Below are 16,923 nucleotides of genomic sequence, written 5' to 3'. Positions count from 1 at the left end.
TTAGCTATTCCCGTTTGAAACAAAACGAAACAAACAAAAACATTATGCTGAACTTTTAAATACCTTGTTTCTTTCTGATACCAATATTAATACCACAATATTAATTGTCAAAATCACACAAAAATGGATGCTAACTTAGTTTTTTTATACTAAAATAATGATATAAATAGATGCAATCACCAAAAAATGAAGAGATACTATAACTAAAGATCGTCATTTAGATTAATTTATATTTATAAAGTCAACTTACTTATAAATATTTCAGGTTATATTTAGTTATGTAAAAACCACACATTTTATTTAATTCTAAAAATTCAATAAAAGTGATATTAAAAACTATAAATACATGCATTGAAAATATTGAAATGAAAAAACAACTTAATATACGATTCATTACACCATTACAACAGATAAGCGTAAGATAAGTCTTAATTGAAATTTACACTAAATGGCAATCTAAAACCTTACGTTTTGTGTGTTTTTTGTTAAACAACATCGAGTTTTTTGTTTAAGAAAAACAAAGAGGATAGGCTGGTTTTGAGTATTCTAATTATCTGTTTTTCCAGATAATCGTTTGCTTATATTTCCCTTTAAATAGAAATAATATAAATATAAAACAATGTATCCCCGCGCATTCCTGATCTCAAAAATATGATAAGCTTATTAGCAGTAATTGTTTGCATTTTCGAATATTGAGGCCGATTAGATGAAAAGAATGAATGAAGACAAAATCCTTGCAATGGCCGAGAATATTTGCCAATCAAGAGGCGTCAGGTTAACACCACAAAGAGAAACAGTATTACGCCTGATAGCACAGCAGCATGGTGCAATCAGCGCTTATGATTTACTTGACTTGCTACGGGAAATTGAACCTCAAGCTAAACCGCCTACGGTTTATCGTGGCCTTGAGTTTTTAATGGAGCAAGGTTTTATCCATAAAATTGAATCAACGAACAGTTATGTCGTCTGTCACCATTTTGATAACCCGAGCCATATCTCTGTTATGTTAATTTGTGACCAGTGTGGAAGCGTAACGGAAAGTGATTGCACAACAATAGAAGCTGCAATCATTAATTTAGCAGATGAACACCAATTCCGCTTAAGACATACAGTGGTGGAAAACCACGGCTTATGTAAAAATTGTGACGAAATGAATAGCTGCCAAGATCACGAACATTGTCATCATAACCATGAACAACCTATCGCCCAGAAGAAAAAATAAGTAGCTGCGTTGATAAATTGCTTGATGAAATGCAAAAAAAATAGAGAAGATAAAGAAATAAAATAAAATAAAAGAAACAAAACAGGCAGACCTCAGAATAACACCATGAAATCTGCCTGCAATCGTCCTTCCCGCCTGTAGCCTACTATTACGGCTAGCGACTAAAGGAACTTAATACCAATCACTATTACGGATAACCCCAACAGCTAAACCTTCAATAGTGAAATTTTGCTGACGTAAGTCAACAATAATAGGTTCGAATTCTGGGTTTTCTGCTATTAATTCAACACGGTTACCCTGTTGCTTAAAACGTTTAACAGTAACTTCATCTTCGATACGAGCAACAACCACTTGCCCGTTATGGACATTCTGCGTTTTATGCACAGCTAATAAATCACCATCCATAATGCCAATATCTTTCATGGACATCCCATTCACACGCAACAAAAAATCTGCGTGTGGTTTAAATAGCTCAGGGTCAACTTGATAGTGACTTTCAATATGTTCCTGCGCTAATAATGGTTCGCCAGCGGCAACACGTCCAATCAGAGGTAACCCCTGGTCTTCTGTTTCTTCTTCAAGAAGCAGACGAATACCTCGGGATGCGCCTGAAACGATTTCAATAACCCCTTTGCGCGCTAAGGCCTTTAAATGTTCTTCTGCCGCATTAGGCGAACGAAAACCAAGGCTTGCTGCTATCTCAGCACGTGTAGGAGGCATACCCGTCTGCGAAATGTGATCGCGCACCAGATCGTAAACCTGCTGTTGTCGAGCCGTCAGTGCTTTCATTCCGTTCCCCTGTTTGTTTATACAGTCAAACTGTGAGTATATACAGGTAAATGAAGATTTGGAACAGTTAAATCGCTCAATTTAAGCATTTGTTATCGATTTACTTTCTTTTTACCCTATTAAGCACCCGAACGCCTTAGCCAGAAAAATAACGCTGCCATAATACCAGTGCCCAAATAAATAGCGCTAAGCCGATACTCACAAATACCGCAGCGGAACCAATATCTTTAGCTCTTCCTGACAGTTCATGATACTCACTACCAATACGGTCAACTACGGCTTCTATCGCACTATTCAATAATTCGACTATTGCCACGAGGACAACTGAACTCACTAACAAAATTCTATCTATATAGCTGATATCTATATAAAATGCGATAAAGATTGCGATAATCGCAGCAACAGATTCCTGCCTAAATGCGGCTTCATTAACCCAAGCTGCCTTCAAACCTTTAAGGGAATATCCCGCCGCTTTGATCACTCGCGTGAACCCCTTAACTTGACTCGCCATATTTATTCCTTAAAAAATGCAAACAATAATCGATTTTTACGGTCAAAGTGAATTGTCAGTAACAGATCTAACCATGTATTTCTGGTATGATTGCGCAGCATTGTTAACAAGAGGCTATAATCATTTATGTCACTATGGCGTAAAATATATTACAACACGTTGAATTTACCACTTAAATTATTGGTAAAAAGTAAACTAATTCCTTCGGATCCCGTCACTGAGTTGCAGCTTGATGTCAACAGGCCAACCCTATACGTATTACCTTATCATTCGAAGTCTGACCTCCTCACGCTACGGCATCAATGCTTAGCTATTGGTCTGCCTGACCCTCTGGTCGACAATGATATCAATGGAACGAAGCTTCCGGCGTACGTTTTTATCGATGATGGCCCACGTGTTTTTCGCTATTATTCACCGAATCCACGCAAGGATTCAGTAAAAACATTCCATGCTTATTTAGATTTGCATAAAAACAATCCAAATCTAGATATTCAAATGCTACCTGCATCCGTGATGTTTGGCCGCTCACCGGGTCGTGAAGGCCATACTCCAGCACCACCATTGAAACTGTTAAATGGGATTCAAAAATTCTTTGCAGTTTTATGGTTAGGGCGTGACAGCTTCGTGCGTTTATCACCCATTGTCTCAATTGGGAAAATGGCACAAGACCACGGCACAGACTCCATTATTGCCAACAAACTCGCCCGTGTCGCGCGTATTCACTATTCGCGCCAACGCCTAGCGGCAGTTGGACCAAAACTCCCTGCACGTTATGAGCTGTTTAATAAGCTATTAACGTCTAAAGCGATTGAAAAAGCCGTTGAAGACGAAGCGCGCAGTAAAAAAATTCCACTCAAAAAAGCCCAACAAAATGCCGTTGGGATGATGGAAGAAATTGCAGCCAATTTCTCTTATGAAGCCGTACGTTTAACGGATAGGGTTCTTAGTTGGACTTGGAACCGTCTTTATCAAGGCATCAATGTTCAGCACGCTGAACGGGTCCGCCAGCTTGCACAAGACGGCCATGAAATCGTTTATGTCCCCTCTCACCGCAGCCATATGGACTACTTACTGCTCTCATATGTGCTATACCATCAAGGGCTAGTTCCACCTCATATTGCCGCGGGGATCAACCTCAATTTCTGGCCAGCAGGGCCGATTTTCCGCCGTTTAGGGGCCTTTTTTATTCGCCGTACGTTCAAAGGAAATAAACTGTATTCGACCGTTTTCCGCGAATATTTAAGTGAGTTGTTTGCCCGAGGTTACTCCATCGAATACTTTGTGGAAGGAGGGCGCTCACGTACCGGTCGTTTATTACAGCCTAAGACGGGTACCCTCTCAATGACGTTACAAGCGATGTTGCGCGGTGACTCACGCCCTATCACCATCGTTCCTATCTACATTGGGTATGAGCATGTGATGGAAGTGGGAACTTATGCCAAAGAACTTCGCGGCGCAGAAAAAGAGAAAGAAGGCTTTTTCTCTATGGTTCGCGGCTTACGTAAATTGCGTAACCTAGGCCAAGGGTATGTTAACTTCGGTCAACCCATTTCATTACCTCATTACCTTAACCAGCGCGTGCCTGATTGGCGCGACTCTATCGACCCTATCGAACCACAAAGACCAACGTGGCTAAACCCAACGGTCAGTTCGTTAGCCGATAACATTATGGTCAATATTAATAATGCAGCCGCAGCCAATGCGATTAACCTGTGTGCGACTGCGTTACTGGCTTCTCGTCAACGCTCACTCACTCGTGAGCAACTGATTGAACAAGTCGAATGTTACCTGCAATTATTGCGCAATGTGCCATACACCGCAGATGCGACGACCCCAAATAAAACAGCAGAGCAATTGTTAGAACATGCTTTGCAAATGGATAAATTCGAAGTCGAAAAAGACAGCATGGGGGATATTATTATCCTTCCTCGCGAAAATGCCGTCTTAATGACCTATTACCGTAACAATATCCATCATTTATTGGTATTACCATCACTAATTGCTAGCATTGTATTGCACTATGAACGCATTAGTCGCCAAGACATTCACTATCAAGTAGGCCAAATTTATCCGTTCTTAAAAGCAGAACTGTTTATGCGTTATAACAGTGATGAGCTACACGAGGCGGTAGATACGCTAATTGATGAGCTAAATAACCAAAAGCTGATTTGCTTAAAAGAAGACGACATAGTGGTGTTAAATCCTCGCCGTATTCGTCCATTACAGCTCTTAGCTGCTGGCGTACGTGAAACTCTGCAACGTTATGCAATCACATTATCATTACTCAATGCGAGCCCTGAAATCAGCCGTAATACGCTAGAAAAACAAAGCCGTATCCTTGCACAACGCCTTTCTGTTTTGCACGGTATCAACGCTCCTGAATTCTTTGATAAAGCGGTATTCTCCACATTGGTCGATACCCTAAGAGAAGAAGGCTACATTGATAATAATGAAAATGATATCTTTGTCACCAATGCGCAAAAACTGTATGCCGTTCTGGCTCGATTGATGTCACCTGAGATTCGCTTAACTATTGAAAGTGTTAGTCAAGATGATGAGTTTTCTGAAAAAAAACCAACTGAAAGCACGCAATCTCCGGAACAAGTGAAAAGCTAATCGCCTTTTCTCAAGCCAATAAAACAAAAAAGGTCATGTTAGAAATAACATGACCTTTTTCACTTTGGCTCAATAACTGTAATTTAAAAATAACTGATAAAAATACCAATAAACAATATTAAGCCGACAAAGTTATTGTTCATAAAAGCTTTAAAGCAAGGCGCACGTTCACGGTTAACCATCAATTGCTGCTGATAGATAAATAAACCCGCAACTAACACTAATGAAATATAATAAAGGGTTCCTAAACCCGCCAGTGAGCCAATCACCAATAATAAGCCAACCATCAGTAATTGCAGCAAACCAATAATCAGTTTGTCATATTGCCCGAATAGAATAGCGGTTGATTTCACACCAATTTTTAAATCATCATCGCGGTCTACCATTGCATACTGAGTATCGTAGATCACCGACCAAATAATATTAACTAAAAACAGTAACCAACAAACAACTGGCAAAGTTTCACCAACAGCAGAGAAAGACATTGGAATTGACCAACCAAAAGCCGCACCTAATACCACTTGGGGTAAATTACTGACTCTCTTAACAAAGGGATAAACCCATGCCAAAGCCAACCCTGCAACCGACAACCAAATGGTCATGGAATTGAGTGTCAAAACTAGCAGAAAAGAGAGGCCAACAAGGCTTGCAAACAATATTTTTGCTTCTTTTTCTGTTACGTCCCCACTTGGAAGTGGGCGGTGTTTAGTCCGCTCTACGTGGCCATCAAAATGGCGGTCAGCAAAATCATTAATGACACAACCAGCAGCACGCATAAAGAATACGCCAGCAGTAAATACAATCAAAAGATGTAAACTTGGCGTACCTTGAGCCGCAATCCATAATGCCCAATACGTCGGCCACAATAGCAACAATGAGCCAATGGGTCTATCAATACGCATTAAACGGCTGTATGCATGCCATTTACTTAGCGTCATACTTCCCTCCACTTTATCGTGCTCCTTTTCGAATTCCATCATACTTCAAATTAGGTATATTTTAATACCACCAAACTCGGCAACTTACTGATTTATATTTGTTGGCATAGTGTCATTGCAGAGACCTGAAAACTCAAAGTACTTAGGATAGTTAGCGATATGCAGGTGATTCAGGTAAAAATATTTCTGTTAACAGCAACGGTTTATTCGATAGTCTTAACCGAGAACTACGTACCCACCTGTTTGCGCAAGAACCAATATGGATATAATCTCGAGTTAAACTCTCGCGGCTAAATAAATAACGCCCTAATGGCATTCTCCCAATATCCACCAGTTGCTGGTCATCATCAGTCAGTGTTTCTTCAGGGATTATTGTTCGGCCCAGTAACCAAGGGATGCCATCTCCATACATGACAACTTCTCTGACCCAATAACGCGGGCTTTCAGGTAGAGACTGCACTTCATCCGCGCTCAGCTTATCTTGCGATACATAGCGCTCTAAATAAGGTATCACGGTAACTTGCTGGCTATGCTGCTCAAAACGTTTTGTCATGGAGCCAAGCTCTAGTAGCCAATCTAATATATTGGCAGGCACTATTTTATCGTTTTTATCGTTCTCCGCCAGCCAGTGAATCGGCTGAGAAGTAAAAAGCGTTTCATCCATTACTTAAAATTCCACCATGAATAACATGGTTATGATTTACTGTATTTCTTACGCAATAGGATATCACGTTGTTTTACGACAAGGTTAAAGTTAGCTAACAATTTATATAAAAAGTCACATTTTCAACACAAAATGTAAAAATATAGTGAAAATTTTTTTAATTACTAGCAAGTTATCGATAATAATAAAATTCATTAATATCGTAACAAAATGAATTTGTTTAATTAAAAAATAGCCTGATGGACAGTATGTCAGTTAAACAATGTAAGGTAGGAACTTCCTACCTTACATTTAACTATTTAAATAATACGTTATTAATTTATCGCCAAGCTTTGTAGCTGTTAATCAAACCATTGGTCGAGCTATCATGGGTACTCACGGTATCACTATTTTCTAATTCAGGCAGGATACGGCTTGCGAGTTGTTTACCTAACTCCACGCCCCATTGGTCGAAAGTAAAGATATTTAAAATCGCCCCTTGAGTGAATATTTTGTGCTCATACATCGCAATCAATGCACCTAACGAATATGGCGTGATTGATTTCAATAAGATAGAGTTAGTTGGGCGGTTGCCTTCAAACACCTTATAAGGCGCAACATATTCCATATCCGCGACATTTTTACCTTGCGCAGCAAACTCGGCATCAACCACTTCACGAGTTTTACCAAACGCCAGTGCTTCGGTTTGCGCAAAGAAATTAGATAATAATTTTTCGTGATGATCCCCTAACGGGTTATGGGTTACCGCAGGTGCGATAAAATCACATGGGATCATCTTAGTTCCTTGGTGGATCAACTGATAAAACGCATGTTGGCCATTGGTTCCCGGCTCACCCCAAATAATCGGGCCTGTTTGATAAGTAACAGGTTTTCCATCACGACCAATATATTTACCGTTCGATTCCATATTACCTTGTTGGAAGTAAGCGGCAAAACGATGCATGTATTGGTCGTATGGCAGAATCGCTTCAGTTTCCGCTTCAAAAAAATTGTTGTACCAAATGCCAATCAAACCTAACAACACGGGGATGTTCTTTTCTAGCGGAGTTTGGGTGAAATGTTTATCCATCGCATGGGCACCGTTCAATAATTGAACGAAATTATCAAAGCCGACCGATAAAATAATGGATAAACCAATCGCTGACCATAATGAATAACGGCCACCAACCCAATCCCAAAATTCAAACATATTGTTGGTATCAATACCAAACTTCGCGACTTCTTCGCCATTCGTTGAAAGTGCCACAAAATGCTTAGCCACTTGACTTTCATCTTTTGCCGCCGCCAAGAACCAATCACGAGCAGAATGCGCATTCGTCATGGTTTCTTGCGTTGTAAAGGTTTTGGACGCAATTAAAAACAGTGTTGTTTCTGGGTTCAGCTTTTTCAGTGTTTCCGCAATTTGCGTACCATCCACATTCGATACAAAACGCATGTTTAGGTGGTTTTTGTATGGACGCAGTGCTTCTGTCACCATAAATGGACCAAGGTCTGAACCACCAATACCGATGTTCACCACATCCGTAATCGCTTTACCGGTGTAACCCTTCCAATCACCGCTGATAATACGCTGACTAAATTGCTGCATTTTTTCCAATACTGCATTCACTTCTGGCATGACATCTTTGCCATCAACATAAATAGGGGTGTTATCGCGGTTACGCAAAGCAGTATGTAGTACCGCACGGTCTTCAGTACGGTTAATTTTTTCACCTTGGAACATACTGTTAATGGCGCTTTCTAGCTCTGTTTCTTTTGCTAAGGCCAATAAATGTTCCAATGTTTCTTGCGTAATTCTATTTTTGGAGAAATCCACTAAGATTTGACCATCGAACGTTGCCGAAAAATGAGTGAAGCGGTCTTTATCCTGTGCAAATAAATCGCGCATATGGACATTTTTCATTTGCGCAAAATGTTGCTCTAGCGCCCGCCATGCAGCCGTCTGGCTTGGATTAATACTTCTCATGGATAACACTCTCCAAATAATTTTAAATAGAAATAGATTGTACCCCGTCACGAAAACGAGACTTATCGGTTTTCTGCGTTATATTGATATTCCCCAATTCTGCCGCACTTTTCCAGACTTAATTACCCATTTTATTAAAATACACACTTTCTAGACTGATACGTATACAAAAGTATATGATCCGGTTATCTGAGAGCAGTCAACCCCCAAACTGATTGAAATATAACGAGTATATACTCTAAATAATTAGAGTTGCATGTAGGCGACAAGCGAAGATAGACCGATGAGCATACAAAAGTCTGTGACTCGGTTATCTGAGCGTAGTCAACACCCAAACTGATTGAAATATAACGAGTATATACTCTAAATAATTCGAGTTGCATATAGGCGACAAGCGAAGATAGACCGATGAGCATACAAAAGTATGTGATTCGGTTATCTGAGCGCAGTCAACACCCATGCAGCTCGAAGTATGACGAGTATATTGAGAAAACCGATAATAAATTACCTATCATTAGAATTACTGATTTACTTCGATTCTTGATTGACGCAATCCTATTTACCCGATAAATCTATATAAAGATTAGGTTTAACCAAAGGGATTGACACCATGAATATCGCAGCGTCTTCAACAGACAATCATCAGTATGTTATCGCCAAATTTGGCGGCACTAGCGTCGCTAACTTTGAAGCGATGAACAACAGCGCCAATATTGTTCTCTCCAACCCAAATGTGCGAGTTGTGGTACTTTCCGCCTCTGCTGGCATTACCAATTTATTAATCGAACTGGCCGAAGGTTGCGATGCTGATAAACGTAATGAACTGCTGAAAAAAGTGAAGGATATTCAATACGCAATTATTGATAACTTACAAACTGCTGATGTTATTCGTGAGGAAATCAATCGATTACTCGATAATATTGCTCATTTAGCTGATTCGGCTGCTTTAGCCACTTCTGATGCATTAACGGATGAAATGGTGAGCCACGGCGAATTAATGTCAACCTTACTATTTGTTGAAGTACTACGCCAACGTAATGCTAACTCCCAATGGTTTGACGTACGCAAAGTGATGAGAACGAATGACAGCTTTGGCCGTGCTGAACCAGAACTTGCTCAGCTAAAAGCATTGTCAGAACAACAACTCATGCCACGCCTTACTGAGTCGGTTGTCATTACTCAAGGGTTTATTGGTCGTGATGAAAAAGGCCGCACGACCACTCTTGGGCGCGGTGGAAGTGACTACACCGCCGCTTTGTTAGCTGAAGTCCTTAATTTATCACGTGTAGATATTTGGACTGACGTTCCTGGAATTTACACCACTGACCCTCGCGTCGTACCGAGTGCCCAACGCATTGATGAAATTGCTTTCGATGAAGCGGCAGAAATGGCGACCTTTGGCGCAAAAATTTTGCATCCTGCGACACTCCTTCCTGCAGTACGTGCGGGGATCCCAGTTTTTGTCGGTTCAAGTAAAGCCCCCGAAGCCGGCGGCACCATTGTGTGTGATAAAACCACGAATCCACCACAATTTAGGGCATTAGCACTGCGCCGTAAACAAACGCTACTCACCTTGCACAGTCTAAAAATGCTGCACGCACGCGGTTTCTTAGCGGAAATTTTCACCATTTTACTGCGCCACAATATTTCAGTGGATCTAATTACGACTTCAGAGGTCAGTGTCGCCCTAACCTTAGACACAACAGGTTCAACGGGAACTAACGGCAGTTTACTCACCAATGCGCTAATGACAGAACTATCCGCATTATGCCGTGTTGAAGTGGAAGAAGATTTAGCGCTCGTCGCAATCATTGGTAATGAGCTGTCGCAAGTGAATGGCCTCGGGAGACAAATTTTTGGGGCGCTTGAGTCATTCAATATTCGCATGATCAGCTATGGAGCAAGTAGCCACAATATTTGTTTATTGGTACCTGGAAATGATGCTGAAGAGATCGTTCGTACCTTGCACAGTAACTTATTCGAATAGTGTGGAAGTTTGATCAAAATACTAGAAGGCGATCATTTCGATCGCCTTCTATATTATACAATTAATCCTCTCTAGCATTTTTGCTGGGTTGCGCAACACTACCAGTGTATTGCAACATTTTTCCCGTCACGCCTTTATTCTGTTTTAAAAGTGCCAAGTTGCTTTTTGCGGTTTCATTACCGAGTTCTACCGCTCGTTCAAACCACATTACTGAACGAAAAATATTTTTCTCACCGCCCTCGCCTCGTGCATACATCACCGCAAGGTTGTTTTGGGCATCGCTATTTTTCTTAAATGCCGCTTTTTCCAGCAATTGCCGTGCTCTGTGTGTGTTTTTCGCCACACCCGTTCCCGTTAAATAAAAGATAGCTAACTGGTTTTGAGCTTCGATGTTATTTTCTTGCGCAATCAGCAACCAACTCAAAATATCATTCACATCAACATTTTTCAGCTCACCAGACACATACAGTTCCGCTAACTTAATTTGAGCCGCTTTACCATCACTGTTGGCAAGTGATATATACCACTCAATAGCCTTTTTGGGGTCTTTTTTAACGCCACCTAACCCTTTTTCATAGAATTCAGCCACTTTCATTCCTGCATCTTGGGATTTGTTTTGCGCCGCACGTTCATACCAGATAAAGGCTTCAGCGAGGTCTTTACCAACGCCATTACCTTGCTCATAGGCTTTCGCAATCGCCAGTTGGGCCGCAATATTGTTCTGTTGCGCAGCGCGTTTATACCAGTACATCGCTTGGTAGCTATTCTTTTCTATTGCGCTATGACCTTCTTGATAAAAATCACCCATATTCACTTGCGCTGTCGCAGAGCCCATATTGGCAGCTTGACGATATAAATAAATCGCCATTTCGGCGTCCGGCTCTACACCCTCACCATTTTCATACATCACCGCTAAGTTATTCACTGCGGCTGCAATATTATTTCCCGCACTTCTTTCATACCACTCTCGAGCCTTCTGGTAATCAATATCACCACCTAACCCATCATGATAAAACAACCCCATCGCAAACTGTGCGTTAGCATGTTCTTGCTCCGCGGCCTCTGCATACCATGCTTTCGCTTGCTTTAAATTTTGCTCAACCCCAATACCATGTTCATATAAGTAACCCATCGCATATTGGCAATAAGCATCGCCTTTTTCAGCACCTCGGCGATACCATTGTTCCGCTTGTCGGTATTTTTCCTGATTTTGCAATAACATCCCAAGGTAATAATCTCCATCTGTATTATCTCGGTCAGCCACCTTTTTAAACCAACGATAAGCCTCTTGCTCATTGACGGCTAAAAATTCAGTCCCATCCATATAAGCAAGCCCAACATCCACCATTGCCTCTTCATCTCCGGCATTCGCTAGCTTCAATTTTGCTTTGAATTCATCAGGAATAGGCGCGCTTTTAGGCTGCGCATGTAGCGTATTCGGTTTATCTTTCGTAGAAGGTGCTTCAACGATATTGCCAGCTTGCGCAAGGGAAATACCGCTAACATAGAGAACTAACAGAAAAGAACGTAATTTCATCACCATGACCTATTTATTGGCGTTATGTCATTAACATATCACTCCAATAAAAAATTCATAAGGGATGTTGGCTGAAAAAGTAGAATAACAAAGGAATTATTAAGAAAACGGAGGAGACGCCAGCTTCTTGCTGAAACTTTTGTCTCCGAAATAAGCCGCAGTACTTAGTTAACGCGGTAACCACCGTGTTTACTGGCAAATAAATTAAATTTACCCCACTCAATTAACAGAGCTTCCAATGTGCGGTGGCTAATCTCACACAGTTCAGAGATCTGAGAAACGACAAAGTGGTTTTCACTCACCAGTTCTGGTGAAAACACTTCCGCAATCCATTCACACTCTTTCGTGGTCACCAACCAACCGTCATTGGTCGAAAATTTATGCACGGGTACCATACCGTCTTTCGGGCTTTCTTGAGATAACAGCTTATTTTCATCGATTTGGGCTTGATGAAAAGCCGCGATTTCGTCCTCTGAAGGCACGGGTTCTACTGCTAAATTTTCTTCTAAAAATAGGTAAATTTCTTCTGCTCTTGCAGGTGTTAGCTCGCTTCTTAACCAAATCTGATTAAAACAGTGCTCACCCAGTGAATCATCGGTATCAAGCTTATCCATGATCTGTAAAACACTCATCATAGCGCTCACCGCGTCTTCGCTCATCATGAACGTTTCAGGCGCCGCACTGTTTTGGATCTGATAAGGAAAAACTGCCGAGCGTGGCAGTTCTTCTTCAATAATAAATTCATAGCTCATCATTGGCCCCCTCTAATGTATTACCTATAAGATGGTGCCGAATGCATGAAAAATCAATGTATTGATCTTGTTTTAATCTTCCGGGTCATAAGCTAAGTTTGGCGCTAGCCAACGCTCCAACTCCGTCACCGACATCCCTTTACGCTTTGCATAATCCTCAATTTGGTCTTTTTGTAGCTGGGCTACCGCAAAATATTTACTTTCAGGATGGCTAAAATACCAGCCTGATACCGAGGCCCCTGGCCACATCGCATAGGAACTGGTGAGTTGCATACCAATTTGCGTTTCCACGTCCAGTAACTGCCAAATTTTTGCCTTTTCTGTATGCTCAGGGCAAGCCGGATACCCCGGTGCAGGGCGGATCCCTTGGTAATTTTCGCGAATAAGTTCTTCATTACTCAAGTTTTCATCGTCTGCATAACCCCAATATTGCATGCGGACTTGTTGGTGTAAATATTCAGCAAATGCCTCCGCTAGCCTATCCGCCAGCGCTTTAACCATAATTTTATTATAGTCATCATGCTGTTGTTCATATGCATCAGCAAGCGCGTCTTCTTCTAAGCCCCCTGTCACTGCGAAAGCCCCAATATAATCGGCTTTACCACTGTCCTTTGGCGCGACAAAGTCAGATAAACAATAGTTTGGAAACTCAGTTTTTAAAGTTTGTTGGCGTAAATTCAGCCCCATGACTTGCACATGATTTCGCGACTCATCGGTATAAATTTCAATATCATCGCCAACCCGGTTTGCAGGGAATAAGCCAAAAATACCTTTTGGCGTTAATAAGTTTTCTTTATCAAGCTTATCTAACATATTATTGGCGTCTTTCAATAGCTTACGCGCTTCAGAACCGACCACTTCATCCTCTAAGATCCGCGGGTATTTACCTGCCAGAGACCACGTCATAAAAAATGGCGTCCAATCAATATAGTTTCTCAGCGTTGAAATAGATGCGGTGACTTCTTGAATACCAAGAAATTTTGGCACAGGTGGTTGGTAATGTTGCCAATCAATATTAACCGCATTAGCGCGTGCCACATCCAGTGCCACAGGCGGTGTTTTTGGCCTTCTACGGCCATGTTGCTGACGAACCGTTTCATATTCACGGCGAGTGCGCGCAACAAAATCTGCTTTTTGTGTTGCTGACAATAGCGCTGCGACAACCCCCACAGTTCGAGAGGCATTTTGCACGTAAGTCGTTGGCCCACTATAATTAGGCTCAATTTTCACGGCAGTGTGTGCTTTTGATGTTGTCGCCCCACCAATCAGTAATGGCAAGGTAAACCCTTGTCTTTCCATCTCTTTAGCTACGTGCACCATTTCATCAAGAGATGGCGTGATCAAACCGGATAACCCAATAATATCGACGTTCTCTTCACGTGCTGTTTTTAGAATAGTTTCACACGGAACCATCACGCCTAAATCAATGATTTCATAGTTATTACACTGCAGAACAACCCCAACGATATTTTTGCCTATGTCATGAACATCGCCCTTTACCGTCGCGAGTAAGATTTTTCCTGCACTACTACCTGACTGCTTAAGCTCTTGAATATAAGGTTCTAAATAGGCTACGGCCTGTTTCATCACCCGAGCAGATTTCACCACTTGAGGTAAGAACATTTTTCCTTCCCCAAATAGGTCTCCAACCACATTCATACCATTCATCAAGGGGCCTTCAATCACTTCGATTGGGCTGGAAGCACGTTGGCGTGTTTCTTCAGTATCTTCAATGATAAATTCGGTAATACCTTTCACTAATGCGTATTCAAGACGCTTTTCAACTTCCCAACTACGCCATTCCGCTTGTTGAACTTGCTGCTCTCCTGCCCCTGCTCCACGGTATTTTTCCGCCAGTTCAAGCAAACGTTCTGTACTGTCATCACGGCGATTTAAAATCACATCTTCAACAGCATCTTTTAATTCAGTAGGCAGGTCATCATAGATAGCGAGCTGCCCCGCATTAACGATCCCCATATCCATTCCATTACGAATGGCGTAATACAGGAAAACAGCATGAATTGCTTCACGTACAGGGTCGTTTCCTCTAAATGAGAAGGAGACGTTGGAAACCCCGCCAGAAATCATCGCATGAGGTAACTGAGCCTTAATGTCCTTACAGACTTCAATAAAATCAACGGCATAGTTATTATGCTCTTCGATTCCTGTGGCTACGGCAAAAATATTTGGGTCAAAAATAATGTCTTCAGGAGGGAAGCCCACCTCTTCGGTAAGGATCTGATAAGCACGGCGACAAATTTCAATTTTCCGCTCACGTGTATCTGCTTGGCCAACTTCATCAAATGCCATGACGACCACCGCAGCACCATATTTGCGCAATAATTTAGCATGCTCAATAAATGCCTCAACCCCCTCTTTCATTGAGATTGAATTGACGATCCCCTTACCTTGTATGCACTTAAGCCCCGCCTCGATCACCTCCCATTTTGAGGAGTCAATCATAATTGGCACGCGAGCAATATCTGGCTCACCAGCAATCAGATTCAAGAAACGCACCATCGCCGCGTGGGAGTCCAACATCCCTTCATCCATATTGATGTCGATGATTTGCGCACCATTTTCAACTTGCTGACGTGCCACATCTAAGGCTTCTTGGTAATTTTCTTCTTTAATCAGCCGCTTAAATTTTGCCGACCCCGTCACATTGGTTCTTTCCCCAACGTTAACAAATAACGATTTTTCGCCAATATTTAACGGTTCTAAACCCGATAAACGGCATTCAACAGGTAGTGACGGTAATTGACGTGGTGTGATACCTTTTACGGCTTCTGCCATTTTTTTGATATGTAATGGCGTCGTTCCACAGCACCCACCAACAATATTTAAGAACCCTGCGGTTGCCCATTCATGAATTTGTTCAGCCATATTTTGCGCATCAAGATCATATTCACCAAACGCATTCGGTAGCCCTGCATTAGGGTGCGCACTGACATAACATTCCGCAATCCTTGATAATTCAGCAATATACTGGCGCAGCTCATCCGGGCCTAATGCACAGTTCAAGCCAAATGATATCGGCTGCGCATGGCGCAATGAGTTATAAAATGCTTCTGTTGTTTGCCCTGATAATGTCCGGCCAGAAGCATCTGTGATCGTACCCGAGATCATAATAGGTAGAGAAACACCCAAAGCTTCCAGTTCAGTTTCTACCGCAAAGATCGCGGCTTTCGCATTCAATGTGTCAAAAATGGTTTCGATCATGATCAGATCTACCCCACCTTTTACTAAAGATCGGGTAGATTCACGGTAGGCTTCAACGAGTTGATCAAAGGTGATATTGCGATAAGCAGGATCATTAACATCAGGAGAAATAGAAGCAGTGCGGTTTGTCGGGCCTAAAACTCCGGCAACATAACGCGGCTGGTCAGGGGTTTTACGTGTCCACTCGTCAGCACATTCACGGGCAAGACGCGCAGCAACTTCGTTAATTTCAGCGGAAAGTGATTCCATTTTATAATCAGCCATCGCAATGGATGTTGAGTTAAAAGTATTGGTTTCAACAATATCCGCGCCCGCTTCAAAGTATTGAGAATGAATATCTCGAATAATATCTGGCTGAGTTAAGACTAATAGATCATTATTTCCCTTTAAATCACTCGGCCAATCCGCAAATCGTTCTCCGCGAAACTGGGCTTCCGACAACTTATGTTGTTGGATCATTGTTCCCATTGCACCATCTAATACCAATATACGTTTTTTTAATTCTTGTTCTAATTGATTAACTTTTGCGGACACTGCACTGCCCTCCTAAAATGGAACACTGAGAAATAAGTCAAATTTTTACCTTTAACATCCTATCACAACTTCTCTCGTGAAAATTCGCTGTTATGATGAGAGTTTTTCAAGGTTGCACAAGAGCACACTTTTCACTGATCCGATGAGTATTTTCAAGTGAAATAGTTCATAATAGAAGCTAAATG

At 41.6% G+C, this 16,923-nt stretch carries 11 protein-coding genes; 3 read left to right on the top strand and 8 right to left on the bottom strand.

The window, feature by feature from the left end:
- Positions 1 to 706 precede the first annotated feature (706 nt).
- Entirely contained in the window at positions 707 to 1,222 is a 516-nt protein-coding gene (gene zur / locus PZ638_RS02010) for a zinc uptake transcriptional repressor Zur (protein ID WP_004261310.1), read from the top strand.
- A 171-nt stretch (positions 1,223 to 1,393) separates the two neighbouring features.
- Here the strand turns inward: zur and lexA are convergent, their stop codons facing one another.
- Both lexA and PZ638_RS02000 read right to left on the bottom strand, forming a co-directional pair.
- Positions 1,394 to 2,011 carry a transcriptional repressor LexA gene (gene lexA / locus PZ638_RS02005; RefSeq protein ID WP_004261314.1) on the bottom strand — a complete coding sequence of 206 codons (618 nt, stop codon included), beginning with the start codon at positions 2,009 to 2,011 and terminating at the stop codon, positions 1,394 to 1,396.
- Positions 2,012 to 2,147: 136 nt separating this feature from the next.
- The gene (locus PZ638_RS02000) at positions 2,148 to 2,522 is read right to left on the bottom strand and encodes a diacylglycerol kinase (RefSeq protein WP_272674516.1); all 375 of its coding nucleotides are present in this window, start codon (positions 2,520 to 2,522) and stop codon (positions 2,148 to 2,150) included.
- 126 nt (positions 2,523 to 2,648) lie between these two features.
- Between PZ638_RS02000 and plsB the strand changes: the two genes are divergently transcribed.
- The gene (gene plsB, locus PZ638_RS01995; protein WP_004261319.1) at positions 2,649 to 5,138 is read left to right on the top strand and encodes a glycerol-3-phosphate 1-O-acyltransferase PlsB; all 2,490 of its coding nucleotides are present in this window, start codon (positions 2,649 to 2,651) and stop codon (positions 5,136 to 5,138) included.
- An 83-nt stretch (positions 5,139 to 5,221) separates the two neighbouring features.
- Here plsB and ubiA read toward each other — a convergent pair whose 3' ends face one another.
- The 3 genes from ubiA to pgi form a co-directional block, all read right to left on the bottom strand.
- A complete protein-coding gene (ubiA, locus tag PZ638_RS01990; protein WP_036958350.1) occupies positions 5,222 to 6,076 on the bottom strand; it encodes a 4-hydroxybenzoate octaprenyltransferase in 855 nt (284 codons plus the stop codon).
- Between the two features lie 151 nt (positions 6,077 to 6,227).
- The gene (gene ubiC, locus PZ638_RS01985; RefSeq protein WP_094962860.1) at positions 6,228 to 6,740 is read right to left on the bottom strand and encodes a chorismate lyase; all 513 of its coding nucleotides are present in this window, start codon (positions 6,738 to 6,740) and stop codon (positions 6,228 to 6,230) included.
- 319 nt (positions 6,741 to 7,059) lie between these two features.
- Positions 7,060 to 8,706, bottom strand: coding sequence for a glucose-6-phosphate isomerase (pgi, locus tag PZ638_RS01980; RefSeq protein WP_272674517.1), 1,647 nt, complete (start codon positions 8,704 to 8,706; stop codon positions 7,060 to 7,062).
- A 610-nt stretch (positions 8,707 to 9,316) separates the two neighbouring features.
- Between pgi and lysC the strand changes: the two genes are divergently transcribed.
- Positions 9,317 to 10,693, top strand: a complete 1,377-nt coding sequence (lysC, locus tag PZ638_RS01975) for a lysine-sensitive aspartokinase 3 (RefSeq protein WP_004261326.1) — start codon at positions 9,317 to 9,319, stop codon at positions 10,691 to 10,693.
- Between the two features lie 61 nt (positions 10,694 to 10,754).
- On the opposite strand, the gene PZ638_RS01970 is transcribed toward lysC, so the two are convergent.
- From PZ638_RS01970 to metH, 3 genes are all read right to left on the bottom strand, one after another.
- Positions 10,755 to 12,230 carry an SEL1-like repeat protein gene (locus PZ638_RS01970; RefSeq protein ID WP_094962862.1) on the bottom strand — a complete coding sequence of 492 codons (1,476 nt, stop codon included), beginning with the start codon at positions 12,228 to 12,230 and terminating at the stop codon, positions 10,755 to 10,757.
- A 164-nt stretch (positions 12,231 to 12,394) separates the two neighbouring features.
- A complete protein-coding gene (locus PZ638_RS01965) occupies positions 12,395 to 12,985 on the bottom strand; it encodes a hypothetical protein (protein WP_172412296.1) in 591 nt (196 codons plus the stop codon).
- A gap of 69 nt (positions 12,986 to 13,054) precedes the next feature.
- Entirely contained in the window at positions 13,055 to 16,738 is a 3,684-nt protein-coding gene (gene metH, locus PZ638_RS01960) for a methionine synthase (protein WP_094962864.1), read from the bottom strand.
- Positions 16,739 to 16,923 lie beyond the last annotated feature (185 nt).

The organism is Providencia hangzhouensis, from assembly GCF_029193595.2.
Lineage (GTDB): Bacteria > Pseudomonadota > Gammaproteobacteria > Enterobacterales > Enterobacteriaceae > Providencia > Providencia hangzhouensis.
The sequence above is the reverse complement of the archived record's forward strand: the minus strand, read 5'-3'. Positions and strand labels throughout refer to the sequence as shown.

Excerpts from the sequence above, each read along its gene's own strand:
- zur (WP_004261310.1), top strand. The coding sequence starts at position 707 with ATGAAAAGAATGAATGAAGACAAAATCCTTGCAATGGCCGAGAATATT.
- lexA (WP_004261314.1), bottom strand. The coding sequence starts at position 2,011 with ATGAAAGCACTGACGGCTCGACAACAGCAGGTTTACGATCTGGTGCGC.
- PZ638_RS02000 (WP_272674516.1), bottom strand. The coding sequence starts at position 2,522 with ATGGCGAGTCAAGTTAAGGGGTTCACGCGAGTGATCAAAGCGGCGGGA.
- plsB (WP_004261319.1), top strand. The coding sequence starts at position 2,649 with ATGTCACTATGGCGTAAAATATATTACAACACGTTGAATTTACCACTT.
- ubiA (WP_036958350.1), bottom strand. The coding sequence starts at position 6,076 with ATGACGCTAAGTAAATGGCATGCATACAGCCGTTTAATGCGTATTGAT.
- ubiC (WP_094962860.1), bottom strand. The coding sequence starts at position 6,740 with ATGGATGAAACGCTTTTTACTTCTCAGCCGATTCACTGGCTGGCGGAG.
- pgi (WP_272674517.1), bottom strand. The coding sequence starts at position 8,706 with ATGAGAAGTATTAATCCAAGCCAGACGGCTGCATGGCGGGCGCTAGAG.
- lysC (WP_004261326.1), top strand. The coding sequence starts at position 9,317 with ATGAATATCGCAGCGTCTTCAACAGACAATCATCAGTATGTTATCGCC.
- PZ638_RS01970 (WP_094962862.1), bottom strand. The coding sequence starts at position 12,230 with ATGAAATTACGTTCTTTTCTGTTAGTTCTCTATGTTAGCGGTATTTCC.
- PZ638_RS01965 (WP_172412296.1), bottom strand. The coding sequence starts at position 12,985 with ATGATGAGCTATGAATTTATTATTGAAGAAGAACTGCCACGCTCGGCA.